Source organism: Aeromicrobium sp. P2_G6 (genome assembly GCF_056403535.1).
Genome location: NZ_JBFUFH010000003.1, coordinates 389,121 through 411,917, shown reverse-complemented (window position 1 = coordinate 411,917; position 22,797 = coordinate 389,121). Strand labels below are relative to the sequence as shown.

Annotated in this window: 19 protein-coding genes; 14 read left to right on the top strand and 5 right to left on the bottom strand. The window is 66.9% G+C overall.

Annotated features, from left to right (window positions below; all coding sequences use genetic code 11):
• Positions 1-13: 13 nt before the first annotated feature.
• The 6 genes from AC1DVU_RS12955 to AC1DVU_RS12930 all read left to right on the top strand — a co-directional run bounded on the left by AC1DVU_RS12955 (position 14) and on the right by AC1DVU_RS12930 (position 8,197).
• Positions 14-979, top strand: a complete 966-nt coding sequence (locus tag AC1DVU_RS12955; protein ID WP_476922853.1) for an ABC transporter substrate-binding protein — start codon at positions 14-16, stop codon at positions 977-979.
• Positions 980-1,158: 179 nt separating this feature from the next.
• On the top strand, positions 1,159-3,675 hold the full coding sequence (locus AC1DVU_RS12950) for a GcvT family protein (protein ID WP_476922852.1): 2,517 nt from the start codon (positions 1,159-1,161) through the stop codon (positions 3,673-3,675).
• Positions 3,676-3,679: 4 nt separating this feature from the next.
• Positions 3,680-4,441, top strand: coding sequence for an electron transfer flavoprotein subunit beta/FixA family protein (locus AC1DVU_RS12945; RefSeq protein WP_476922851.1), 762 nt, complete (start codon positions 3,680-3,682; stop codon positions 4,439-4,441).
• Positions 4,438-5,427: an electron transfer flavoprotein subunit alpha/FixB family protein gene (locus tag AC1DVU_RS12940; RefSeq protein WP_476922850.1), complete on the top strand. Its 990-nt coding sequence runs from the start codon at positions 4,438-4,440 to the stop codon at positions 5,425-5,427. The genes AC1DVU_RS12945 and AC1DVU_RS12940 overlap by 4 nt, the downstream gene beginning before the upstream one ends.
• A 47-nt stretch (positions 5,428-5,474) precedes the next feature.
• Positions 5,475-6,785: a serine hydroxymethyltransferase gene (gene glyA / locus AC1DVU_RS12935; RefSeq protein WP_476922849.1), complete on the top strand. Its 1,311-nt coding sequence runs from the start codon at positions 5,475-5,477 to the stop codon at positions 6,783-6,785.
• Positions 6,785-8,197, top strand: coding sequence for an L-serine ammonia-lyase (locus AC1DVU_RS12930; RefSeq protein WP_476922848.1), 1,413 nt, complete (start codon positions 6,785-6,787; stop codon positions 8,195-8,197). Before glyA ends, AC1DVU_RS12930 begins: the two co-directional genes overlap by 1 nt.
• 12 nt (positions 8,198-8,209) lie before the next feature.
• On the opposite strand, the gene AC1DVU_RS12925 is transcribed toward AC1DVU_RS12930, so the two are convergent.
• The 3 genes from AC1DVU_RS12925 to AC1DVU_RS12915 all read right to left on the bottom strand — a co-directional run bounded on the left by AC1DVU_RS12925 (position 8,210) and on the right by AC1DVU_RS12915 (position 11,578).
• Positions 8,210-9,304 carry an FAD-binding oxidoreductase gene (locus AC1DVU_RS12925; RefSeq protein WP_476922847.1) on the bottom strand — a complete coding sequence of 365 codons (1,095 nt, stop codon included), beginning with the start codon at positions 9,302-9,304 and terminating at the stop codon, positions 8,210-8,212.
• Positions 9,301-10,566: an aromatic ring-hydroxylating oxygenase subunit alpha gene (locus tag AC1DVU_RS12920; RefSeq protein ID WP_476922846.1), complete on the bottom strand. Its 1,266-nt coding sequence runs from the start codon at positions 10,564-10,566 to the stop codon at positions 9,301-9,303. Before AC1DVU_RS12920 ends, AC1DVU_RS12925 begins: the two co-directional genes overlap by 4 nt.
• A gap of 76 nt (positions 10,567-10,642) precedes the next feature.
• Positions 10,643-11,578, bottom strand: coding sequence for a LysR substrate-binding domain-containing protein (locus AC1DVU_RS12915; RefSeq protein WP_476922845.1), 936 nt, complete (start codon positions 11,576-11,578; stop codon positions 10,643-10,645).
• Between the two features lie 97 nt (positions 11,579-11,675).
• On the opposite strand from AC1DVU_RS12915, the gene AC1DVU_RS12910 reads away from it, so the two are divergent.
• Positions 11,676-12,524, top strand: a complete 849-nt coding sequence (locus tag AC1DVU_RS12910) for a bifunctional methylenetetrahydrofolate dehydrogenase/methenyltetrahydrofolate cyclohydrolase (protein WP_476922929.1) — start codon at positions 11,676-11,678, stop codon at positions 12,522-12,524.
• A gap of 64 nt (positions 12,525-12,588) precedes the next feature.
• Here the strand turns inward: AC1DVU_RS12910 and AC1DVU_RS12905 are convergent, their stop codons facing one another.
• Positions 12,589-14,028, bottom strand: coding sequence for a trimethylamine methyltransferase family protein (locus AC1DVU_RS12905; RefSeq protein WP_476922844.1), 1,440 nt, complete (start codon positions 14,026-14,028; stop codon positions 12,589-12,591).
• Between the two features lie 182 nt (positions 14,029-14,210).
• On the opposite strand from AC1DVU_RS12905, the gene AC1DVU_RS12900 reads away from it, so the two are divergent.
• The 6 genes from AC1DVU_RS12900 to AC1DVU_RS12875 are packed head-to-tail and all read left to right on the top strand — an operon-like array spanning position 14,211 to position 19,878.
• Complete coding sequence (locus tag AC1DVU_RS12900; protein ID WP_476922843.1) at positions 14,211-14,975, top strand: IclR family transcriptional regulator; 765 nt, start codon at positions 14,211-14,213, stop codon at positions 14,973-14,975.
• A complete protein-coding gene (locus tag AC1DVU_RS12895) occupies positions 14,965-15,633 on the top strand; it encodes a corrinoid protein (protein WP_476922842.1) in 669 nt (222 codons plus the stop codon). The genes AC1DVU_RS12900 and AC1DVU_RS12895 overlap by 11 nt, the downstream gene beginning before the upstream one ends.
• Positions 15,634-15,662: 29 nt before the next feature.
• Complete coding sequence (locus AC1DVU_RS12890; RefSeq protein WP_476922841.1) at positions 15,663-16,547, top strand: dihydropteroate synthase; 885 nt, start codon at positions 15,663-15,665, stop codon at positions 16,545-16,547.
• Positions 16,547-18,460, top strand: coding sequence for an ASKHA domain-containing protein (locus tag AC1DVU_RS12885; RefSeq protein ID WP_476922840.1), 1,914 nt, complete (start codon positions 16,547-16,549; stop codon positions 18,458-18,460). The genes AC1DVU_RS12890 and AC1DVU_RS12885 overlap by 1 nt, the downstream gene beginning before the upstream one ends.
• Positions 18,461-18,515: 55 nt before the next feature.
• Complete coding sequence (locus tag AC1DVU_RS12880; protein WP_476922839.1) at positions 18,516-19,046, top strand: DUF1638 domain-containing protein; 531 nt, start codon at positions 18,516-18,518, stop codon at positions 19,044-19,046.
• A gap of 37 nt (positions 19,047-19,083) precedes the next feature.
• The gene (locus tag AC1DVU_RS12875) at positions 19,084-19,878 is read left to right on the top strand and encodes a deoxyribonuclease IV (RefSeq protein WP_476922838.1); all 795 of its coding nucleotides are present in this window, start codon (positions 19,084-19,086) and stop codon (positions 19,876-19,878) included.
• Here the strand turns inward: AC1DVU_RS12875 and AC1DVU_RS12870 are convergent.
• Positions 19,875-20,741: a methylenetetrahydrofolate reductase gene (locus AC1DVU_RS12870; RefSeq protein ID WP_476922837.1), complete on the bottom strand. Its 867-nt coding sequence runs from the start codon at positions 20,739-20,741 to the stop codon at positions 19,875-19,877. The two genes, AC1DVU_RS12875 and AC1DVU_RS12870, sit on opposite strands and share 4 nt — an antisense overlap.
• A 279-nt stretch (positions 20,742-21,020) precedes the next feature.
• Between AC1DVU_RS12870 and AC1DVU_RS12865 the strand changes: the two genes are divergently transcribed.
• The gene (locus AC1DVU_RS12865; RefSeq protein WP_476922836.1) at positions 21,021-22,730 is read left to right on the top strand and encodes an alkaline phosphatase family protein; all 1,710 of its coding nucleotides are present in this window, start codon (positions 21,021-21,023) and stop codon (positions 22,728-22,730) included.
• The last annotated feature ends 67 nt before the right edge of the window (positions 22,731-22,797 follow it).

The following is a 22,797-nucleotide window of genomic DNA, read 5'->3' as shown; positions in this document are numbered from 1 at the left end:
TGAAGGAGTACGGATGAAGGCATTGACAAGAAGGGCAGGTCTGACCGCGGCAGTCGCGGCCGGCGCCCTGCTCGCGCTCTCCGCCTGTGGAGGCGGGGACATCGAGGACACCGGCAGCAGCGGCGGCAAGAAGTGCGACACCACCGTCAACATGGCCGTGAATCCCTGGGTGGGTTACGAGGCCTCGGCGCACGTCATCGGGCAGGCGATCGAGCAGAAGCTCGGCTGCAAGGTCGACTACAAGGACCTCAAGGAGGAAGTCTCCTGGCAGGGCTTCGCCAAGGGCACGGTCGACGTCGTGATCGAGGACTGGGGCCACCCGGAGCTCTACAAGAAGTACATCACCGACGAGAAGGTCGCTGTCGACGCAGGCACGCAGGGCAACGTCGGTCAGATCGGCTGGTACGTGCCGCCGTGGATGGCCGAGAAGTACCCCGACATCACCGACTACAAGAACCTCAACAAGTACGCCGACCTGTTCAAGACGTCGGAGTCCGGTGGCAAGGGTCAGTTCCTGGACGGTGACCCGTCATACGTCACGAATGACGAGGCGCTGATCAAGAACCTCAAGCTGAACTACAAGGTGGTCTACGCCGGCAGCGAAGCGGCGCTCATCACCGGGTTCCGCCAGGCGGAGAAGAACAAGAAGCCGCTGATCGGCTACTTCTACGCTCCGCAGTGGTTCCTGTCCGAGGTTCCGCTGGTCCACGTCAACCTCCCGAAGTACACCGAGGGATGCGACGCGGACCCGGCCAAGGTCGCGTGCGACTATCCCGAGACGCCTCTGAAGAAGATCATGGCCAAGAAGTTCGCCGACTCCGGTAGCCCCGCGGCGGATGCCATCAAGGCGTTCAAGTGGACCAACGACGACCAGAACGTCGTCGCGAAGTACATCGCCGAGGACAAGATGTCCGCCGACGACGCCGCGAAGAAGTGGATCGAGGACAACCCGGACAAGGTTGACGCCTGGGTCAAGTAGTCCCGTCTGTGAACGTTCGTACGCCCCGAGAGCTCCGGCTTTCGGGGCGTACGGCATTCCGGTCGAAACCGAGTGCCCACACGCCTTGACACTCGGGCGATCGCCGGGGACGATGAATCAAGACTGTTTCAGATAGCGATTTAAGTTGCATATTACGCAACAGATGAACGGAGCTCCACATGCCAGAAGTGCCGGGTAACGCGCGGGTCGTCGTCATTGGTGCCGGCATCGTCGGCAACAGCTTGGTGTATCACCTCGCGCGACTGGGCTGGCGTGACATCGTCCAGATCGACAAGGGCCCGCTGCCCAACCCCGGCGGATCCACGGGGCACGCCTCCAACTTCATCTTCCCGGTCGACCACTCCCGGGAGATCACGGATCTGACGCTCGACAGCATGAAGCAGTACAAGGAGATGGGCGTCTTCACCGAGTCCGGTGGATTCGAGGTCGCCCGCACCGAGGAGCGCATGGAAGAGCTGCGCCGCCGGATGTCGTCGGCCAAGGCATGGGGCATCCCGTCCGAGATCGTGACGCCTGAGCAGGTCGTCGAGAAGGTACCGTTCCTCGACCCCTCGGTCATCATCGGCGCGTTCTACACGCCCAGCGTCGGCGTCGTCGACTCCCTGCGCGCCGGCACGATCATGCGCGAGCGCGCCCAGGAGCTCGACGCCCTGCAGGTCGTCTCGACCGTCGAGGTCATCGGCCTCGACGTCGAGGACGGCAAGATCCGCCGGGTCCGCACGACGGGTGGCGACATCGAGGCCGAGACCGTCGTGATCTGCTGTGGTGTCTGGAGCCCCCGCATCGCCAAGATGGCCGGTGCCCACATCCCGCTGACGCCCGCGGTGCACCAGATGATCAGCGTCGGGCCGGTTCCCCAGCTGTCCGGCACGGTCGGCGAGATCTCGTTCCCGATCGTCCGCGACATGGACACGTTCTGCTACGAGCGCCAGCACGGCGGCGACATGGAGGTCGGCTCCTACGCCCACCGCGCGATCCTGCACGACCCCGACGAGATCCCGTCGATCGAGCAGTCGAAGCTGTCGCCGACCGAGCTCCCGTTCACGGCTGACGACTTCGACCAGCAGCTCGAGGAAGCGCTCGAGCTCATGCCCGAGGTCCTCGGCAACCCGGAGGTCGAGATCCGCTACGCCATCAACGGCCTGCTCTCGCTGACCCCCGACGGCAACCCGGTTCTCGGCGAGACGCCTGAGGTCGAGGGCCTGTGGTCCGCTGCCGCGGTCTGGATCAAGGAAGGGCCTGGTGTCGGGCGCGCGGTCGCCGAGTGGATGACCGACGGCAACCCTGAGATCGACATCCACCAGTCCGACATCGCTCGCTTCTACCCGCACCAGCGCACCAAGCAGCACGTGAGGGCGCGCACGAGCGAGGCGTTCATCAAGACGTACGGCATCGTGCACCCGGCCGAGCAGTACGAGAGCGACCGGAACGCCCGTCTGGCGCCGATGCACGCCCGCCAGAAGGAGCTGGGCGCCCAGTTCTTCGAGACCGCAGGCTGGGAGCGTCCGCACTGGTACAACTCCAACGAGTCATTGCTGGCCGAGTACGGCGATGCCGTGATGCCGCGTGAGAACGAGTGGGACTCGCGCTGGTGGTCGCCGATCATCAACGCCGAGCACCTCGCGATGCGCGAGCGTGCCGGCATGGTGGACCTGACGGCGTTCTCGATCTTCGACGTGGTCGGCAAGGGCGCGTTCGACGCGGTCCAGCGGATCGCGGTCGGGCAGATGAACGTGCCGACCGGACGGGTGGTCTACACCCCGATCCTCGACAGCCGCGGCGGATACCGCGCCGACCTGACGATCATGCGGCTCGGCGACAATCACTTCCGCGTCGTCACCGGTGGTGCCCACGGCAACCTGGACCGCAAGTGGTTCCGTGACCACATGCCGGCTGACGGCTCGGCGCAGGTCGTCGACCAGACATCGGCATTCACCACGATCGGTGTGTGGGGCCCGAGGGCGCGCGACATCATCGGCAGCCTGACCGAGAGCGACGTCAGCCACGACGGGTTCAAGTTCGGCACCTGCCGCCCGATCGAGCTCGGCTCGCTCGAGGTTCTCGCCTCCCGCATCTCGTACGTCGGCGAGCTCGGCTGGGAGCTGTACGTCCCGATGGAGAGCGGCGCGAGGCTGTGGGACCTCATCAGCGAAGCGGGCGCCCCGCACGGGTTGGTCCCGGTCGGGATCGGCGTCTACGGCACGACCGGTCGCATGGAGAAGGGCTACCGGGCCTATGGCGCGGAGCTCGACAGCGAGCGGACCATCATCGAGGCCGGCATGCAGCGACCCAAGGTCAAGGAGGCCGATTTCATCGGCCGCGAGGCCTACGTCAAGCAGCGGTCCGAGGAGCCCGCGGCCGTGATGTGCACGCTGACCGTCGACGACCACACCTCGGCGAGCGGCGTCAAGCGCTACATGCTGGGCGGCGAGCCGGTCCTGACTCCCGACGGCGAGCCGCTCATCGACGGGCACGGCCACCGCGCCTACGTCACATCTGCCGGCTCCGCACCCTCGCTGGGCAAGCACCTGCTGATGGCCTACCTGCCGCCCGAGGTGGCGAAGGTCGGCACCAAGCTCGCCGTCGACTACATGGAGGAGCGCTACTCCGTGACGGTCGGCTCGGCCGACGCAACCGCACTGTTCGACCCCGACAACGCACGAATCCGAGGCTGACGACATGACCAACGTCCTTGTCTGCATCAAACGAGTTCCCGAGACCTCGAGCCAGGTCCTGCTGTCCGAGGACCGCATGAGTGTTGACGCCCGCCACGTGGGGCACACCGTCAGCCCTCACGAGGAGGCCGCCGTCGAGATCGCGGTCCAGACCGCCGAGGCAACGGGTGGCACCGCCACCGTGCTGACACTGGGCCCCGGCGACGCCGAGGACCAGCTCCGCGACGCGATCGCGGTCGGCTGCACCCGTGCCGTTCACATTGAGGCCGACTCCGAGCAGTTCGGGCCGGCCGATGTGGCGGCCGCGATCGCTCAGTTCGTCGCGAACGAGGCCGACCCGGTCGACCTGGTGCTGGTCGGCACCGATGCGGCCGACACCGGCGACTTCCAGGTCGGCGTCCGGCTCGCCTACACGCTTGAGCGACCCGTGCTGACCGGCATCTCGAATGTCTCGGTCGATGGAGGCACGATCACCGCAACTGGTGCCGGCCCCGAGGGTGACGAGATCTTCGAGCTCCCCACGCCGGCGGTCATAGCGGTCTCCGAAGGTGGGGTGTCGCCCCGTTACCCGTCCATCGTCGGACGTATGAAGGCCAAGAAGACCCCGATCGAGGTCATCGAGACCGACATCGTCCCAACAACCCAACGAGTCAAGCTCAAGTCGCCGCCGGAGCAGCCCAGCTCGGTCGAGATCCTGGGCAAGGGCCCCGAGGCCGCAAGCGCTGTCGTCGACATGCTGATCAAGATCGGAGTGGTCGCAAAATGATCCTCGTCCTGGTGGAGACCGACGCCGAAGGCGTCACCCTGACCTCGCGCGAAGCCCTGAGCTTCGCTCGCTCACTCGGTGTAAGCCTCGCTGACAACGCACTGGAAGCGGTCGTTGTCGGACCGCTCTCCGAGCAGCAGCGTCCGCTCGTGCTCGGCCACCTCGGTGAACAAGCCGTGGCCGTCGCGCACCACGCCGACGACGAGCGGCTGACGTCCTACGGCGCCGCGTCGTGGGCGGCGTCCGTCGTCGACGTGGCCTCGTCCGAGTCGGCCCGCCTCGTCATCGCCTCCGGCACGCCCCGCGGCAACGAGGTCCTCGCGCACGTGGCGACCCGACTTGACGCCCTGATGGCGGCCAACGTCATCGGCGTCGACAGCATCGAGCCGTTGATCGTGTCCCGTCAGGTCATGGGCGGCGGTGTGTTCGAGGAAATGCGCCTCGACGGGCAGGTCGCCACGCTCAGCGTCGCGGGTCACGCCGTCGACGCCCTCCCGGCTGCGGCACCGACGAGCCCGGTGCTGCGCACGTACAGCCCAGTGCTGTCGGACGCCGACCTGCTGACCCGTGTCGTTCGCACCGAGGTCAAGGAAGAAGGCGACACCGGAGCTCTGACCAGCGCGCGAGTCGTCGTCGGTGCCGGACGCGGTGCCGGCAGCGCCGAAGGGTTCGACGACCTGCTCGAGCTCACCGACCTGCTCGACGGGGCGCTCGGCGTCTCGCGCGTCGTGACCAGCCTCGGCTGGCGGCCGCACCACGAGCAGGTCGGCCAGACCGGCAGCCGCATCTCGCCCGACCTCTATGTCGCGTGCGGCATCAGCGGCGCTATCCAGCACTGGGCCGGATGCCAGAGTGCGAAGACGATCCTGGCCATCAACACGGATGCAGACGCCCCGATGGTGACCAAGGCGCACTACGCGGTCATCGGCGACCTGCACGAGATCGTCCCGGCGATCAACGAGGAGCTGCGTCGCCGCCTCGGCTGAACGCAGCCAGCAACATCCGTGCGACACCAGGACTCCGAGGAAGTGCCATGTCAGACCAGTTGATCCAAACCCTTGCGGACGTCGACGAAGAAGTCGATCACGCCATCGCTCAAGAGCTCAACCGCCAGCAGTCCACGCTGGAGATGATCGCGTCGGAGAACTTCGCGCCGGCTTCGGTGATGGAGGCGCAGGGCTCGGTCCTGACGAACAAGTACGCCGAGGGCTATCCGGGGAAGCGTTACTACGGCGGCTGTGAACACGTCGACGTCATCGAGCAGCTGGCGATCGACCGGGTCAAGGCGCTCTTCGGTGCCGAGGCGGCCAACGTGCAGCCTCACTCGGGCGCCCAGGCGAATGCGGCGGCGATGTTCGCGCTGCTGGAGCCCGGCGACACCATCATGGGCCTGGACCTGGCTCATGGCGGGCACCTGACGCACGGGATGCGCATCAACTTCTCCGGCAAGCTCTACAACGTCATCGCCTACCACGTCAGCAAGGACGATCACCTGGTCGACATGGCCGAGGTGGAGGCGCTGGCCCTCGAGCACCGGCCGAAGCTGATCGTGGCCGGCTGGTCGGCGTACTCACGGCAGCTGGACTTCGCCGAATTCCGTCGCATCGCCGACCTCGTCGGTGCCTACCTCATGGTGGACATGGCGCACTTCGCCGGGCTCGTGGCGGCCGGTCTGCACCCCAATCCGGTGCCGTACGCCGACGTCGTCACCACCACGACCCACAAGACCCTCGGTGGTCCCCGCGGCGGAGTGATCCTGAGCAAGGAGGAGTACGCCCGCAAGATCAACAGCGCCGTCTTCCCCGGACAGCAGGGTGGCCCCCTGGAGCACGTCATCGCCGCGAAGGCCGTGGCCTTCAAGATCGCGGCCTCGGACGGCTTCAAGGAACGTCAGCGGCGCACGCTCGAAGGGGCGAGCATTCTGGCGGAACGGCTGCTGAAGGACGACGTGGCCGCCGCCGGCATTTCCGTGGTCAACGGTGGCACGGATGTCCACCTGGTCCTCGTCGACCTGCGCGACTCGGAGCTGGACGGACAGCAGGCCGAGGATCGCCTGCACCGGATCGGCATCACCGTCAACCGCAATGCCGTCCCCTTCGACCCTCGTCCTCCGATGGTGTCGTCGGGACTCCGGATCGGCACCCCGGCCCTGGCCACCCGTGGCTTCGGAGCCGAGGAGTTCACCGAGGTCGCGGACATCATCGCGCTGGCCCTGATCGGATCCACGCCTGAGGGAGACCTGGATCAGGCGACCACCCACGAGCTGCGTCGTCGGGTCAGTGCGCTGGCCGCGAGCTTCCCGCTGTATCCGCACCTGAAATCAGGGGTCGAGGACTTCGGCTGATGGCACTGAGCGTGCTGGACCTGTTCTCTGTCGGTATCGGGCCCTCGTCCTCACACACAGTAGGCCCGATGCGGGCTGCGAAGCGCTTCTCCGAGGGCCTGGCCGGTTCGGGTCACCTCGGGGCCACGGTGCGCGTCCAGGCCGAGCTGTTCGGTTCGCTGGGAGCCACCGGCCGCGGTCACGGCTCTGACAAGGCGGTCGTGCTCGGCCTCCAGGGCCTCGATCCGGAGACGGTCGACACCGCGACTGCTGATGACCAAGTGGCGGAGGCCGTCCTCGATGCGGAGCTCTGGATCGCCGGGCACCGGGTCGACTTCAACTGGGACGAGGACGTCGTCCTGCACCGTCGCAAGTCCCTGCCCGCGCACCCCAACGGCATGACGTTCCGCGCGCTGGATCACTCCGGTGGGGTGCTCCGCGAACGCAGCTACTACTCCATCGGGGGCGGGTTCGTGGTCGACGGCGATGTCGACGGCGCCGACAAGGTGGTCGCCGACACCACCGCCCTGCCTTACCCGTTCACGACGGCCGACGAGCTCCTGGAGATCTGCCGAAGCCAGGGGATGTCGATTTCTGACGTCATGCTCGCCAACGAGATGGTCTGGCACACCGAGGCCGAGCTCAGGGAGAAGCTCCTGGCGCTGTGGGCCGTGATGCGTCAATGCGTCTACAACGGCTGCGCGAGCGACGGCATTCTGCCCGGTGGGTTGAAGGTCAAGCGGCGGGCGCCGGCGTTGTTCCGTACGCTCACCGCCTCGGCAGCCAGCGTCGAGGCCGCGGCCCTGAGCCACCCCACCAGTCAGCCGCCCGCGGACCCGCTGCTCGCGATGGAGTGGGTCAATCTCTTCGCCCTCGCGGTGAACGAGGAGAACGCGGCTGGCGGCCGGATCGTCACGGCGCCCACCAACGGCGCGGCGGGGATCGTGCCGGCCGTGCTGCACTACTACGTCAAGTTCGTGCCTGGTGCGGACGACGACGGGGTCGTCCGGTTCATGCTGGCGGCCGCCGCGGTGGGGATCCTGTTCAAGATCAACGCCTCGATCTCCGGCGCCGAAGTCGGCTGCCAGGGTGAGGTGGGCTCGGCGTGCTCGATGGCCGCAGCGGGGTTGTGCGAGGTGCTGGGCGGCACCCCGACTCAGGTCGAGAATGCTGCAGAGGTGGGCATCGAGCACAACCTCGGCCTCACGTGCGATCCCGTCGGGGGACTCGTGCAGATCCCGTGCATCGAGCGGAACGCCATCGCGAGCGTCAAGGCGATCAATGCCGCGCGGCTGGCCCTCCACGGCGACGGCAGCCACAAGGTGTCGCTGGACAAGGCGATCAAGACGATGCGCGAGACCGGCGCGGACATGAAGGACAAGTACAAGGAGACGTCCCGCGGCGGCCTCGCCGTCAACGTCGTGGAGTGCTGAGGCGAGAGGCGACTACGCCTCGACGATCAGGTCCTCCAGGGGCCTGGAGCAGCACAGGAGGATCTTGCCCTGCGCGATCTCCTTCGGCCGGATGCCGCCGTCGTGGTGCATGTCGACCGAACCCCTGACGAGGGTGGTCTTGCAGGTGCCGCACATCCCTCCGCCACATGAGGACGGGACGCGGATCCCGGCAGCAAGGGCGGCCTGGAGCACGGTGACGTTCGTGTCGCACTCGACCGTCTGGTTGCTGCGCGTGAACTGCACGCTGAAGGACGCCGGTGCGGCGCCGTCAGGATCTGTCGCCGGGTCCTCTTCGGCAACCCCGAACGCGAAGGACTCGGTGTGGATGCGGGAGGGATCGACCCCTGCGGCGGTGAGCAGCTCCTGGGCTGCGGCCATGTAGGCAGCCGGCCCGCACAGGAAGATCTCACGCTCGTGCAGGTCCGGGGCGATCTCCGCGAGCACGTCCGACGTCAGCCGGCCGCGCCGTCCTTCCCAGCTCTCTTGGGCGTCCTCGCAGATGATGGCGACGTCGAGGTTGGGGTCTGACGCGGCCAGATGGTTGAGCTCGGACCGGAAGACGATGTGCTCGGGGCTCCGCACGCTGTGCACGAGCACGACGTCTGTCGGTTCGGCGAGGTCGTGCAACGTCCGAATCATCGACATGGACGGCGTGATCCCCACCCCTGCGGACAGGAACAGGTACTTGGCCGAGGGGTGCTCGGCGAACGTGAACGATCCGAGCGGACCCGTGGCGCTGACCCGATCGCCCACCCTCAGCTCGTCGTGCAGCCAGTTCGACACCAGGCCGCCGGGTTCACGCTTGACGCTGATGCTCAACGCGTACGGGCGGGTCGCCGGCGACGAGATCGTGTAGCAGCGGCTGACGGGCTGCCCGCCGACGTCGACCGTCAACGTGAGGTACTGACCCGGCAGGTGCCGGAAGAATCGAGGCTCCGGCGCCTCGAAGATGAACGTGCTGATCTCGTCTGTCACCGGCACGATGCCGCGGCAGATCAGCTTCTCCTCCGCGCTGTCGTCCCACATGCGCGGCGGGCGACGGTCCTGGGTGAGCATCGCGCTGAAGGTCTGGGTCAGCACCGTCATGACGAGAGGTGCTCCTTCAGCCGGTCGATGTACCAGGTGCAGAACGCCTCGACCTGGTACTCGCTGGGCATGTAGGGGCCCGGCTCGTACGCGGGGCTCGCCGCGCCGAGCTGTGCACGGGCCACGAAGGCGGCATCTTGGGAGTTGGTCTCGCGCCAGACCTTCGTGAGTGCCGCGGGGTCGTAGTCGACGCCCTCCTCGGCGTCCTCATGCACCAGCCAGGTCGTGCGTACGAGCGTCCGCCCCGCGCTGAGGGGGAGGACCGCGAACGTCACGGCGTGGTCGCTGAGGAAGTGGAACCAGGCGTTGGGCTGGAGGTGCAGCGACAGCCGTCCCAGGCGCCGGTGCTCGAAGTCGCCGAGGAGCATGGTCGAGACCGACTCCCCGCTCTCGCTGAAGGACTCGCCGGCACCGTCGAGCGCCTCGCGCTGGATGCGGAAGCCGGACAGGCGCGTCGTGAGCTCCTCGACGGCGGCGTACGGCAGGCCGAGCTCATCACACGTGGCCTCCAGCTGCGCCTGCGCGAGCAGGTAGCGATCGTGGCCCGGTTGGAGGTGGGGCGGGATGTCCGACGAGCCGTAGCCGAACGTGGGGAAGAGGGAACACGCCAGCTCGGGGTGACCGTCGCAGTGGTAGCACTCGCGGTTGTTCTCCATCACCAGCTTCCAGTTGCCCTCCTCGACCAGGTCGACCTGGGCCGCCACCTTGGTGCGGCCCAGCTGGTGGGGCGCGATGTAGGGGCTGATGATGTCGGAGACCCGGGCGAGGTCCTCCGGAGGCTCGTCGGCCAGGCAGATGAAGATCAGGCCGCTGACCACCTGCACTGCGACGTGCTTCAGGCCGAAGCACGTCATGTCGAAGTCCTTGCCGTGCGTGGGGGCGTGGCGCAGCCGGCCGTCCGTCGCGTAGGCCCAGTGGTGGTAGCCGCACACCAGGTTGCCGACGGAGCCCTGGGCGTCGGTGAGGATGCGGGCGCCACGATGCCGGCAGACGTTGTGCAGGGCGCGGACCTCTTCGTCGTCATCGCGGACGACGATGACCGAGTACGTGCCGAGGTTGATCGTGACGTAGTCGCCGGCGTCGGGGATCTCGCCCTCCGAAGCCACGAAGATCCACTGCTTGGAGAAGATGCCCGCGATGTCCGCCTGGTAGATCTCGTCGCTCGTGTAGAACGGCGCTTCGAGGCTCAGTCCCGGCTCTCGTCGTTCCGCCAGTTCGGCGATGTCCAGCTGTTGCACGGGGTCCAGAAGGCGAGCATCCATAGCGGCATCCTAGATTCGTCCACTCTTCATGAATAGCGCACGAATTTGGACGGCAATGTGCACATTCGCTGCACGGTCACGACTCATCCGGGGTCAGCTGGACGGCAGCCAGTGCCGCGGGCCCCACGTCGTCGAGCGTCCGGATCGCCTCGGAGACGATGGGGAGACCGCGACTGCCGCGACGAATGCCCGTGATGATGTGCCGGGTGGGCCTGGGGTCGCCATGCAGCGGGACGCGTACGACGGGATAGCCGGCGGGTATGCGCGCCAACCGCGGGATCAGCGCCACGCCGAGCTCGGCACCCACGAGCGCGGCGGCTGTCTCCCACTCGACCACCTCGTGCGCAATCGTCGGCACGAAGCCGGCCGTCGCGCAGGCAGTCATGAAGAGCTGATGGTACGGACGACCCACGCGGTCGACGATCCATCGTTCGGTGGCGACCTCGTGGAAGGACGCTGACTCGTGCCCGGCGAGCCGGTGGTTGGTCGAGAGCAGGAGGTCGAGCGGGTCGTTCAGGAGGGGCTGCTGGTAGAACCGAGGATCAGCGGCCGGAGGGATTTCCTGCGTCACGGCCACCACCGCGACGTCGGCCTCACCGGCGAGCAACAGGTCGAAGCACTCCGCGGGTCCGGCCTCGATGATCCGGACGTCGAGGTTCGGATAGGTCCGCAACAGACGTGCAGCGACCGGGGGAAGCAGCGCGGCAGCGGCCGTCGAGAAGCCGCACATGCGCAGCTCGACCATGGTGTCGTCGGTGCCGGCGACCAGCTCGGCCCGGATCTGCTCCCAGCGCTCGTACAGGTCGTCGGCGCGGGACAGCAGGAGGCGTCCGGCGGGTGTGAGCTTGACCCCTCGGCCCTTGGGGACCAGCAGGGTGACGCCGAGCTGCTCGGACAGTGAGCGAAGCTGGGCCGACACGGCAGACGGCGTGTAGTGGAGCGCTTCGGCGGTCGCGGTCACCGTGCCGTGGTGGGCGAGCAAACGGAGCACCTGGAGGCGGTGATCGATCATGCACCAGTTTTGCATGATTGTGTATGAATTCGTGCGCTGTTCACGAAGGGTCGGGGAATCTAGGATGCGATGATCCGACCAGATGGGACTCGATCACGTGACTGCGCAGATTCTTGATGGCAAGGCGGTTGCGTCCGCGATGAAGGACGAGCTGCGGGTGCGGGTGGATGCGTTGCGTGAGCGGGGGGTGACTGCTGGGCTGGGGACGATCCTGGTCGGGAACGACCCGGGGAGTCAGTGGTATGTGGCGGGCAAGCATCGTGACTGTGCCCAGGTGGGCATCGAGTCGTTGCGGATCGATCTGCCTGAGACCGCGACCCAGGCTGAGGTCGAGGCGGCGGTYGATGAGCTGAATGCTGATCCGGCGTGCACGGGTTACATCGTGCAGCTGCCGTTGCCGAAGGGTYTGGATGAGAACGCGGTGATCGGYCGGATTGATCCGGTCAAGGAYGCCGATGGTCTGCATCCGACGAACCTGGGGTGGTTGGTGCTGGGCAAGGACGCGCCGTTGCCGTGCACYCCRCGGGGGATCATCGAGCTGTTGCGTCGCCATGAGGTGCCGATCGCCGGCCAGCATGTGGTGGTGGTGGGCCGGGGGATCACGGTGGGCCGGCCGATGGGGTTGTTGCTGACGCGGCGCAGTGAGAACGCGACGGTGACGTTGTGCCACACCGGCACCCGTGACCTGGCCGAAGAGGTCTGCCGGGCGGACATCGTGATCGCCGCGGCCGGGGTGCCGGGCATCATCTCCGCGGACATGGTCAAGCCCGGTGCCGCTCTGCTGGATGTGGGGGTGAGCCGTGATGAGAACGGCATCGTGGGTGACGTGGACCCCAAGGCGTACGAGGTCGCGGGCTGGATCTCACCGAACCCTGGCGGGGTCGGGCCGATGACCCGGGCGATGCTGCTGGCCAACGTCGTGGAGACCGCCGAGCGGCTCGCCTGACACTCAGTCCGCGAACACACAGAGCGCCTCCATGCCGCAGCATGGAGGCACTTGTGTGTCAGTGTCAGTCGCCGAGCTCGGTGCGGCGCCGGTTGACGTAGCTCTCGAGCTCTTCGCGGATGCTCTCGTCGAGTGGCGGCTGCTCGTACTCCTCGAGGCGCTTCTTGTAGATGACCTCGGCGCGCTGGTTGGTGTCGAGCGAGCCGTTGCGGGTCCACTTGTCGAAGTTGTCCGAGCTCGACAGGAACGGCCGGTGGAAGCACGTACGGAAGCGCTCCATGGTGTGCGCTGCGCCGAGGAAGTGACCGCCGTGGCCGACCTCGACGTGAGCATCGAACGCGAGCGAGCCCTCGTCGATCTCGAGCGGGGTGAACTCGGCCCGCAGCATCTGCAGCAGCTCGACGTCCATGATGAACTTCTCATAGCCGGCGACGAGCCCGCCCTCGAGCCAGCCGGCGGAGTGCATGACCCAGTTGGCCCCGGCGAGGAACGTGGGCATCAAGGTCATGAGTGCCTCGTAGCCGGCCTGCGCGTCGGCCTGGTGTGCGGACGTGAGCCCGCCACCGGACCGGAACGGCAGGCCGAAGCGGCGCGCGATCTGTCCCGTGCAGAGCAGTCCGATGCCGGATTCGGGGGTGCCGAACGTCGGCGAGCCCGACTGCATGTCGATGTTGGACAGGAACGAGCCGAAGATGACCGGCGTGCCGGGGCGCACCAGCTGAGCCAGGGCGATGCCCGACAAGGCTTCGACGATCTGCTGCACGAGCGCCGCCGGGATCGTGACCGGCGACATCGCGCCCATCAGGATGAACGGTGTCAGGACGACGGGCTGGGCGGCCTTGGCGTACTCGAACAGCGACTCCAGCATGCGATCGTCCCAGCGCAGCGGCGAGTTGCAGTTGATCAGGGAGATCGAGACCGGCGTCTTCTCGATCGCCTCGCGGCCACCGAAGAGGATCTCGCCCATCGCGATCGTGTCGCGCGCGTTCTCGCCCGTCACGACGTTGCCCATGTAGATCTTGTCGGTCAGGGTCTGCAACGCGTAGACCATGTCGAGGTGTCGCGAGTCGAGCGGCGTGTCGTAGGGCTCGCAGATGATGCCGCCGGCCGAGTCGAGCTCGGCGTAGCCCTGAGCCAGTTTGGTGAAGTTGCGGAAGTCGTTCATCGTCGCATCACGGCGCACGGCACCTTCACGGACGAATGGGGGACCGTAGACCCCGCTGAACGCCATCATGTTGCCGCCGATGTGCACGTTGTTGGCCGGGTTGCGGGCCTGGACGTCGAACTCCTTGGGCGCCAGGGCGACCTGAGCGAGCACGAACTCCGGGTCGAGGAAGACCGTGTTGTCGACGACCTTCTGGCCGGCCTTGCGGAACAGCTCGAGCGCGTCCTCGTGCATGAACTCGACGCCGACCTCTGTCATGAGGCGGCGCCACGCGGTCTCCAGGGATGCCATCGCGTCCTGGGACAGGATCTCGTAGCGCGGCATCGTGTTCTCGAACATCGGACCTCCATAAGACCGTGAATGAAGCGGACCGGAAACTGCTGTGCCCGCAATGCTTGACCCCAACGTTTTGGGATCTTACCCTCATGTAGTGGGATTGAGGTTCCACACTATGGAACTCTCGTGGTCTTGTGAAGAGGCCGCCCGCCCCAATTTCCGCCGAGCTGAGAAAGCGTGGATCGATGAGCAACGGCACCCAGTCCCTCGATCGAGCAGCCGAGCTGCTGTCGTTGGTCGTGCGCGCCGAGGAGCCCATCTCCTACACAGCGATCGTCGGCCAGACCGGCCTCGCCCGCTCGACAGCGTCACGGCTGCTGCAGGGACTCGAGCGCAACGGTCTGCTCGAGCGTGATCGCGACGGCGCCTTCCGCGGAGGCGCCCTGTTCGCGCACTACGCCAGCAGGTTCGACCGCGTCGAGGCGCTCGTCGCTGCGTCGCAGCCCAATCTCGACCGCCTCGCCGAAGCCACCGGAGAGACGGTCAACCTCGCGGTGGCCCGCGGCGACACGGTCGTGCAGGTGGCCCAGATCGACACCACGTTCATGATCGGCGCGATGAACTGGGTCGGCATCGACGTTCCGCCGCACTGCTCGGCGCTCGGCAAGGTCATGTACGCCTATGGCGCACTCCCACTGCCCAAGCGCGACCTCGAGAAGCGCACCGAGGCGACCATCACGGCCCCGGCCGCGTTCAAGGCAGAGCTCGACCTCGTACGCGAGCGCGGCTTCGCCGTCACCCGTGGCGAGCTCGAGGAGGGGCTGGACGGCATCGCCACGCCCGTCTTCGGCGCCGACGGCCACGTGTTGGCCGCACTGGGAGTCTCCGGTCCTGCATTCCGGATCGAGGACTCCCTCACCAGCATCGGCGACCTCCTGGTCGCCGAGTCACAACAGCTGACCCGACTGCTCGCCCGTCGCATACGAAAGGAATCCCGCAATGACTCCTGAAGAAGTCCTGCAAGGGCTCTACGACGAGACGCTCGTCGGCAATGCCCCCCGTGTCCTCGAGCTCACCAAGCTCGGCATCGAGATGGACATGGGCCCCGAGACGCTGCTGTTCGACGCGTTGATCCCATCCCTCGAGGAGGTCGGTGCGCGCTTCGAGCGGGGAGACTTCTTTGTTCCCGAGATGCTGATCGCCGGCCGGGCCATGAGCGGGGCGCTCGACGTGCTGCGGCCACTGCTCGCGGAGACCGGCGCCGAGACCGTCGGCACGTTCCTCATGGGCACCGTCAAGGGCGACGTGCACGACATCGGCAAGAACCTCGTCAACATCATGCTCGAGGGTGCCGGCTTCCATGTCATCGATCTCGGCGTGCAGGTGCCGCCGGAGAAGTTCATCGAGGCCATCAACGAGCACAAGCCGGACATCGTCGGCATGTCGGCGTTCCTCACCACGACCATGCCGATGTTCAAGGCCAACATCAACGCGCTCGAGAAGGCCGGCATGCGCGACCAGGTCATCGTCATGGTCGGCGGCGCGCCGGTCACGCAGGAGTACGCCGACGCGGTCGGCGCCGACGCCTATGCGCCCGACGCCTCGGCGACGGTCAAGAAGGCCAAGGACCTCATCATGCGGCGCCGCGAAGCCGCCGTCGGCGTCTAGTTCCCACCCCCAGCAACCCAGGAGTCTCAGTGCACACGATCATCCGCTCGGCCAGCAAGGAAGTCGTGCTCGGTCACGACCAGAAGTTCTGCATCATCGGAGAGCGCATCAACCCGACCGGACGACGCATCTTCCAGGAGCAGCTGCGCGCCGGTGACATGTCGGCGATCGAGCGCGACGTCGATGCGCAGGTGGCCGGCGGAGCGATGGTGCTCGACGTCAACATGGGTGTGCCGCTGACCGACGAGCCGGAGCTCCTCGGCCGCGCGATCAAGCTCGTCCAGAGCCGCACAGACCTGCCGATCTGCATCGACTCCTCCGTCGTCGAGGCGCTCGAGGTCGGCCTGGCGGCATACGAGGGCCGCGCGCTCGTCAACTCGATCACGGCCGAGGACGACCGCATGGAAGCGATCCTGCCGCTGGTCAAGAAGTACAACGCCGCCGTCATCGCGCTGCCCAACGACCACGACGAGATCCCGATGGAGCCCGAGAAGCGGCTCGAGCTGGTCGAGAAGATCGTCCGCGTCGCCACGAAGGAGTACGGCATCGCGCTCGAGGACATCATCATCGATCCCCTCGCGATGCCGATCGGTGCCGACCCACAGGTCGGTCGGTCGTTCTTCCAGACGGTGTCCGGCATCCGCGAGCGCTGGGGCATCAACACGACCTGCGGTGCAGGCAACAACTCGTTCGGCATGCCGGGCCGCGACGATCTCGGCGCGTCCTTCCTGCCGATGGCGATCGCAGCCGGGCTGACCTCCGCGATCATGGACGCCCGCAGCCCGCGCATGGTCACGGCGGTCAAGGCCGCCGACGTCGTGATGGGCAATGACGAGTGGGGCATGGCCTGGATCGGTGACTTCCGTGCGAAGCAAGCTGCCGAGAAGGCGGCCCAGGAGGCTGCAACAGCCTGATGACCGATCAGCCGCGCCGTTCACGGGCGATTCACGTCGACGCAGAAGCCGAGTATGCGGCCAATCCCGAGTGGGACGGGACGGGCCGGCTCAAGCTCAGCTTCACCCCTGCCGAGCGCGAGGTACGGGTGCCGCCGGCGGTGTCGGTCTTCGACGCCGCGAGCTGGAACGGCATCGCGATCGACTCGACCTGTGGCGGCCACGGCACGTGCAAGAAGTGCAAGGTCAAGATCCTGGATGGCACGATCCCGGTGTCGCCGATGGACCAGCGCGCGTTCCGGCCCGATGAGCTTGACGACGGCTGGCGCCTCGCGTGCCTGGCCTCGGTGCACACCGACCTCAAGATCGAGATCCCGCCGCTGACGACCCGGCCCAAGGCCGCCACGGTCGGCGTCGGGCGGCAGGTCATCCTGCGTCCGRCCATCATGAAGCGTTACGTCGAGCTGGCCGAGCCGTCGCTGCACGACCAGGTGCCGGACGTCGAAAGGCTGCTGGCCGCGATCGACGACCTGGAGCTCAAGGTCGACCTGCACGCCCTGCGCCGTATTCCGTCGGTCATCCGCGCCGCGGGCTGGAAGGTCACGGCCGTCATCGTCGACGAGCTGCTGATCGACGTCGAGCCCGGCGACACGACCGAGACCCACCACGCGCTCGCGTTCGACCTCGGCACGACGACCGTCGTGGCGACCCTGCTCGACACCTCGATCGGCACGCCCGTCGCCGTCGCCTCGATGCTCAACAAGCAGCAACCGTTCGGCGGTGACGTCATCACGCGGATCAGCGCGACGATGATGGATCCCGACACCCTGCCGCGGCTCACCGAGCTCGCGAAGGACACCCTGGCCGAGCTGACCGAGAACGTCTGCGCCGAGGCCGGCATCGAGCCGACCCAGATCTACGAGATGGCGCTCGCCGGCAACGCGACGATGGTCGCGCTGCTGCTGGGCATCGACCCCGAGCCGATCGGCGTCGCACCGTTCATCCTGAGCTCCCGTCTCACCCCGACCGTGAGTGCCGCCGATCTCGGTGTCCCCATCCACCCGGCGGCGCCGGCGTACGTACTGCCGTCGCTCGGCGCCTACGTCGGAGGCGACATCGTGGCCGGCACGCTGGCCTCGGGCATGGACCGCGACAAGCGGCTCCGGCTGTTCATCGACGTCGGCACCAACTGCGAGATCGTCCTGGGTGACGGCGACCGGCTGCTCTCCACAGCGGCGCCGGCCGGTCCGGCGTTCGAGGGCGGTCAGATCCGCTGCGGCATGCGCGCGGCCGATGGCGCCATCGAGGTCGTGGGCTTGACCGAGGACGATGTCGTCCTGCAGGTCATCGGTGATGTCGAGCCGATCGGTCTGTGCGGTTCGGGCCTCGTCGACGCGGTGTCGGAGCTCGTACGTGCTGGACTGCTCGATCACAGCGGTCGCTTCATCAGCGAGGAAGCCGCGCAGGAGCTCCTGCCCAAGCTGGCCAGCCGCCTGACCAAGATCGGCGAGGAACGCATCTTCGTCCTGCACTGGGCCGGCGTCGAGGGTGACGTCAGCAAGTCGACCTACATCTCCCAGCGCGACGTGCGCGAGCTGCAGTTCGCCAAGGCCGCCATCTCGACCGGCTGGACGTTGCTCCTCGAGGAGATGGGCGTGACCGAGGACGACGTGCAGCAGGTCCTGCTCGCCGGTTCGTTCGGGTCCTACCTGTCCCCGGCGAGCGCCATCCGGATCGGCCTCGTGCCCAAGCTCCCGGTGCTGCGCATCGTCAGTGCCGGCAACGTCGCCGGTGAGGGCGCCAAGATGACGCTGCTGAGCCAGGCCGAGCGCGCCGGTGCCGAGGCGCTGCTGAAGGAGGTGGCCTATGTCGAGCTCTCCGACCGCAAGGACTTCAACGACCGGTTCGTCGACCTCCTCGCCTTCCCCGGATAGGGCACGCTTCGCGGTCATCGCGTGTGGGGCCATCGCGCAGCCCATCTCCGAGGTCGTGGCACGGCACGGGTGGGACGTCGACATCCACCCGCTGCCTCCGCTGCTGCACAACCATCCCGAGCAGATCGCCGGCGAGGTCGAGCCGCTGGTCGTGGCCCTGAGCGGCAGGTACGAGACCGTCGCGATCGCGTACGCCGACTGTGGGACGTACGGCGCGCTCGACGAGGTGTGCACCCGACACGGCGTGCGACGGCTCGAAGGCCTGCACTGCTACGACGTCTACGGGGGAGCGGACCGCATGCGCTCGATGTTCGAGCAGCAGCCCGGGACGTACGTGCTCACCGACTTCCTGGTGAAGTCATTTCGCCGCACGGTCGTCCAGGAGCTCGGGCTGGATCGCTATCCCGAGCTGCGCGACGACTACTTCCAGCACTACACCCGCGTGGTGTGGCTCGCGCAGGACCCCGACGACGAGGTTCGGGCCCTCGCCGAGGACGCGGCCGCCGTGCTCGGCCTGCCGCTCACGGTGGTCGACGTCGGCCTGCAGGGCCTGGACGACTCGATGCGCGAGCTGCTCGCCCTCTAGCCTGTGGCTGTCGTAGCCGGTTCCTAGACTGAGTGTTATGACGATCTCCATCGGAGCACATGTCGCCCAGGACGATCCGATCGCCGAGGCGAAGGCCCGTGACACGACGCTCGTGCAGTTCTTCCTCGGCGATCCCCAGGGCTACAAGGGGCCGGAGGTGCGCTATCGCGGGGGAGCCGCCGGTCTGCGCGCCGACGCAGAGGCAGCCGGGGTCGACCTCTACGTCCATGCTCCCTACATCGTCAACGTCGCGACGACCAACAACCGCATCCGCATCCCGAGCCGCAAGCTCCTCCAGCAGCACGTCGACGCGGCCGCCGAGATCGGCGCCAAGGGCCTGATCGTCCACGGCGGCCACGTCAACAAGGGCGATGACCCGGCGACGGGGTTCGACAACTGGCGCAAGGCGGTGGAGGCGACCGATCTCAAGCTGCCCGTCCTGATCGAGAACACCGCAGGCGGTGACAACGCGATGACCCGCCACCTCGACCGCATCGAGGGTGTGTGGGAGGCGATCTCCAAAGCTGGTGGTGCCGAGCACGTCGGTTTCTGCCTCGACACCTGTCACGCCTGGGCCAGCGGCATTCCCCTTGCCGACGCGGTCGACCAGATCCGTTCGATCACCGGTCGGATCGACCTGGTGCACGCCAACGACAGTCGCGACGCGTTCGGATCCGGCGCCGACCGGCACACCAACTTCGGCAACGGCGAGCTCGACGCCGACGAGCTCGCGGGCGTCATACGCTCGGCCGGCGCGCCGGTGATCTGCGAGACGCCAGGTGGCCCGGCGGAGCACCAGGCAGACTTCGCCTGGCTGCGTGATCGCCTCTAGTGCTTGGCTGCGGAGTGCGAGTCGAGCACTGACAGCAGCCCCTCGCGCCAGGCGTGGGTCTCGGCCACCTGGTTGAACGTGAAGAGATGCAGGCCCTCGACGTGCGACTCGGGCTCGCGGGTCGTGGGCGAGATCCGCTCGATGAAGCGCTCGGGGCTGTAGCCGCCCGGCGTGGCGATCCGCGCGAAGACGGACTTGTTCTTGGCCAGGAAGCGCGCCGACTCGCTCACGCCGATCTTCGTCGCCATCGACAGCAGCTTGGTGCGCTCGACGGGCCCGGGCAGGCCGATCAGCAGCGGCGTGACGGCGCCACGCGACCTGACCCGCTTGATCCACGTGCTGACCACGGCCGGGTCGAAGCACAGGTTGCTCACCAGGCTCGTGGCGTGCTCGCGCTTGTCCCACATCGCCTGCACCGTGATGTCGTCATTGATGGTCGGGTGCGACTCCGGGTAGCCCGTCACACCGACGTGGGCGAAGGGCCGGCCCATGTCGCTGAGATCGCGCAGCAGGTCGACCGATCCGGCGTACGAACCAGCGGCAGGATCGGCATCGCCGGCCGGCACGAAGACGCTGTCGATCCCGCTCTCGAGGAGTCGCGCCACTATCTCCTCGAGCTCGGCGCGCCCGCTGATCATCCGGGCCGCGAGGTGGGGGACGGCGCGATAGCCGTGCCCGACGAGCCGCTCCGCGAGGTCGAGAGTCGCGGGCAGGCCCTTGCCGATCGACGCGGTCACCGTGAACGTGTGACCCGGCGGGACCGAGGCGACGATCTTCTCCTCGATCGTCGCGGTGGGCAGCACCTCATAGCGGGCGTTCGTGAGGAGCCGACGCATTTCGGTCTTCGTTGCTGCGTTGCGCATTAAGCAACTCATTTCGTGATACGCACCAAGGACCTTCAGCGTACCGGTGCACGCACCCTGCGACAAGAGTCGCGGGGCCCGGATCTGGAGTCTCGTCCCTGGCGCCTCTGAGTCACGTTTCGCGCGACGGGCTCTCTTGACACGTTGCGGGGCTCACCCCATACTTCCGGGAATCGCCAAGCGGCGCTATGCGCAACGAGTTGTGTATAACGCAACAAAGTGTGGCCTTGAGTTTCACCACGTCCGTTCAGCGCAGCTTTCCTGACCAAAGGAATCGGCATGGGATCACGTCACCTCTCACGGAATCGCTTGATCACCGCTGCTGCTGGGGCCGCGCTCGGCCTCGGTGCCCTGATGGCTCCGCTGGCGGCGGACGCCAGCCCGTCAGCGGGTTCGTCGGCGGCCCGCGACCTTCCGGTCTCGCAGAAGCCCAAGCGGGTCGTCATCATCGTCGTGGACGCTCTGCGCAAGGATCTGGTCGAGAAGTACGAGATGAACAACATCGAGTCCCTCATGCGCGGAGGGACGAACTTCAAGAACTCCTATCTCGGTCACATGGGCTCCGAAACCGTCGTGACCCACAACGTCATCACCAGCGGCAAGCTGCCGAAGAACATGGGCTGGACCGACGAGGGCTACCGCGATGTCGACGGCGTGCTTGCCCCGAAGGACAACGATCCGTCCAATGACTTCTACCTTCCGGGCGACCTGAGCAGGGACCAGCTCTACGCGCTGCAGAACCACGCCGGCAACAAGAAGCTGCAGGACTACCTGCACGAGAACTTTCCAGGCAAGCTGGTCGCAACCGTGAGCCCCAAGACCTATGCCGCATGGGCCTTCGGTGGCTCGACGTCCGACATCACCGTGACATTCGGTTCCAAGGTGGACTGCGATGGAACTGGCGCCAACTACCGTGCGCCCGGCGGTGTGAACGTCCCCGCCTACATCAGTGCACCCTCGTGCGGTCGCTACTTCGTGGACGGCAAGAAGTCGAACGTTTATGACACCGACAACCAGCCCGCCCGGATGTATCCACTGGACGGCAATCGCTACACGGTCGGCCATGACACGGCTCACCAAGGTGGCGACGTGTGGGCCGCCGACGCTGCCATGGACATCATGAAGAACGAGGACTGGAGCGGTGTGTTCGTGACCCTCCCGGGCGTCGACAAGGCGGCACACATGTGGGGCGGTGTCGACGATCCAGGCGCCGAAGCGTTCGCCAACGGCGATCCAACGACTCACCTTGCACATGCCGCCAAGGTCGCCGATGAGCAGGTCGGCCGCATCATCCAATCGCTCAAGGACCGCGATCAGCTCAAGGACACGATGGTCGTCCTCACAGCCGACCACGGTCAGTTGTCGGCGCGCACGTTCCTGGGCAACACCGAGGACACCGCGGCAGGATTTCCTGCCGATCCGCGCGGCTATTACAACTGGTACTACGCCGACACCCCCGTCCTCGACTACCTGGATCCTTCGGACTGGATCAAACCGCTGGTCAACACCGACAACATCGGCGTCAGCTTCCAGGACTCTGCGATCCGCATCTGGCTCAAGGACAACTCGCGCACCAAACAACTCGAAGCCAGCCACATCGTCGAGGGCATGAGGGGCGTTCTCGCCACCTACTACCGGGACGGCAGCCAATATCGCCTCGTCTCCCACCTGAACCGCGACAAGCTCACGGCGGCGGAATGGACGTGGTTCAAGGCGCACGGTCAGGAGATCGTCAACACCTCGGCGGCGCGCTATGGAGCCGACGTCATCGGACTTCTGCGCGACAACACGACGGCCGGAGTCGCGGGCGACCACGGTGGCGCGCAGTACGACGCCCAGAACATCCCGATCGCCTTCTACGGGGCGGGCGTCTCATCGAGGGACAACAGCGCACCCATCAGATCGGTCGACATCATGCCGACCGTCCTCAGGGCCATGGGAATCACGCCTGCGCCGAAGCTCGACGGCCAGGCAATGCCGCTCCAGTAGGCGCGTTCCTGGCGCCCATCCTGCCGAATGATTCGTTGCGCTGACCCCGCGGCAAGAGAGGTGCGGC

Excerpts from the sequence above, each read along its gene's own strand:
- AC1DVU_RS12955 (WP_476922853.1), top strand. The coding sequence starts at position 14 with ATGAAGGCATTGACAAGAAGGGCAGGTCTGACCGCGGCAGTCGCGGCC.
- AC1DVU_RS12950 (WP_476922852.1), top strand. The coding sequence starts at position 1,159 with ATGCCAGAAGTGCCGGGTAACGCGCGGGTCGTCGTCATTGGTGCCGGC.
- AC1DVU_RS12945 (WP_476922851.1), top strand. The coding sequence starts at position 3,680 with ATGACCAACGTCCTTGTCTGCATCAAACGAGTTCCCGAGACCTCGAGC.
- AC1DVU_RS12940 (WP_476922850.1), top strand. The coding sequence starts at position 4,438 with ATGATCCTCGTCCTGGTGGAGACCGACGCCGAAGGCGTCACCCTGACC.
- glyA (WP_476922849.1), top strand. The coding sequence starts at position 5,475 with ATGTCAGACCAGTTGATCCAAACCCTTGCGGACGTCGACGAAGAAGTC.
- AC1DVU_RS12930 (WP_476922848.1), top strand. The coding sequence starts at position 6,785 with ATGGCACTGAGCGTGCTGGACCTGTTCTCTGTCGGTATCGGGCCCTCG.
- AC1DVU_RS12925 (WP_476922847.1), bottom strand. The coding sequence starts at position 9,304 with ATGACGGTGCTGACCCAGACCTTCAGCGCGATGCTCACCCAGGACCGT.
- AC1DVU_RS12920 (WP_476922846.1), bottom strand. The coding sequence starts at position 10,566 with ATGGATGCTCGCCTTCTGGACCCCGTGCAACAGCTGGACATCGCCGAA.
- AC1DVU_RS12915 (WP_476922845.1), bottom strand. The coding sequence starts at position 11,578 with ATGATCGATCACCGCCTCCAGGTGCTCCGTTTGCTCGCCCACCACGGC.
- AC1DVU_RS12905 (WP_476922844.1), bottom strand. The coding sequence starts at position 14,028 with ATGTTCGAGAACACGATGCCGCGCTACGAGATCCTGTCCCAGGACGCG.
- AC1DVU_RS12900 (WP_476922843.1), top strand. The coding sequence starts at position 14,211 with ATGAGCAACGGCACCCAGTCCCTCGATCGAGCAGCCGAGCTGCTGTCG.
- AC1DVU_RS12895 (WP_476922842.1), top strand. The coding sequence starts at position 14,965 with ATGACTCCTGAAGAAGTCCTGCAAGGGCTCTACGACGAGACGCTCGTC.
- AC1DVU_RS12875 (WP_476922838.1), top strand. The coding sequence starts at position 19,084 with ATGACGATCTCCATCGGAGCACATGTCGCCCAGGACGATCCGATCGCC.
- AC1DVU_RS12870 (WP_476922837.1), bottom strand. The coding sequence starts at position 20,741 with ATGCGCAACGCAGCAACGAAGACCGAAATGCGTCGGCTCCTCACGAAC.
- AC1DVU_RS12865 (WP_476922836.1), top strand. The coding sequence starts at position 21,021 with ATGGGATCACGTCACCTCTCACGGAATCGCTTGATCACCGCTGCTGCT.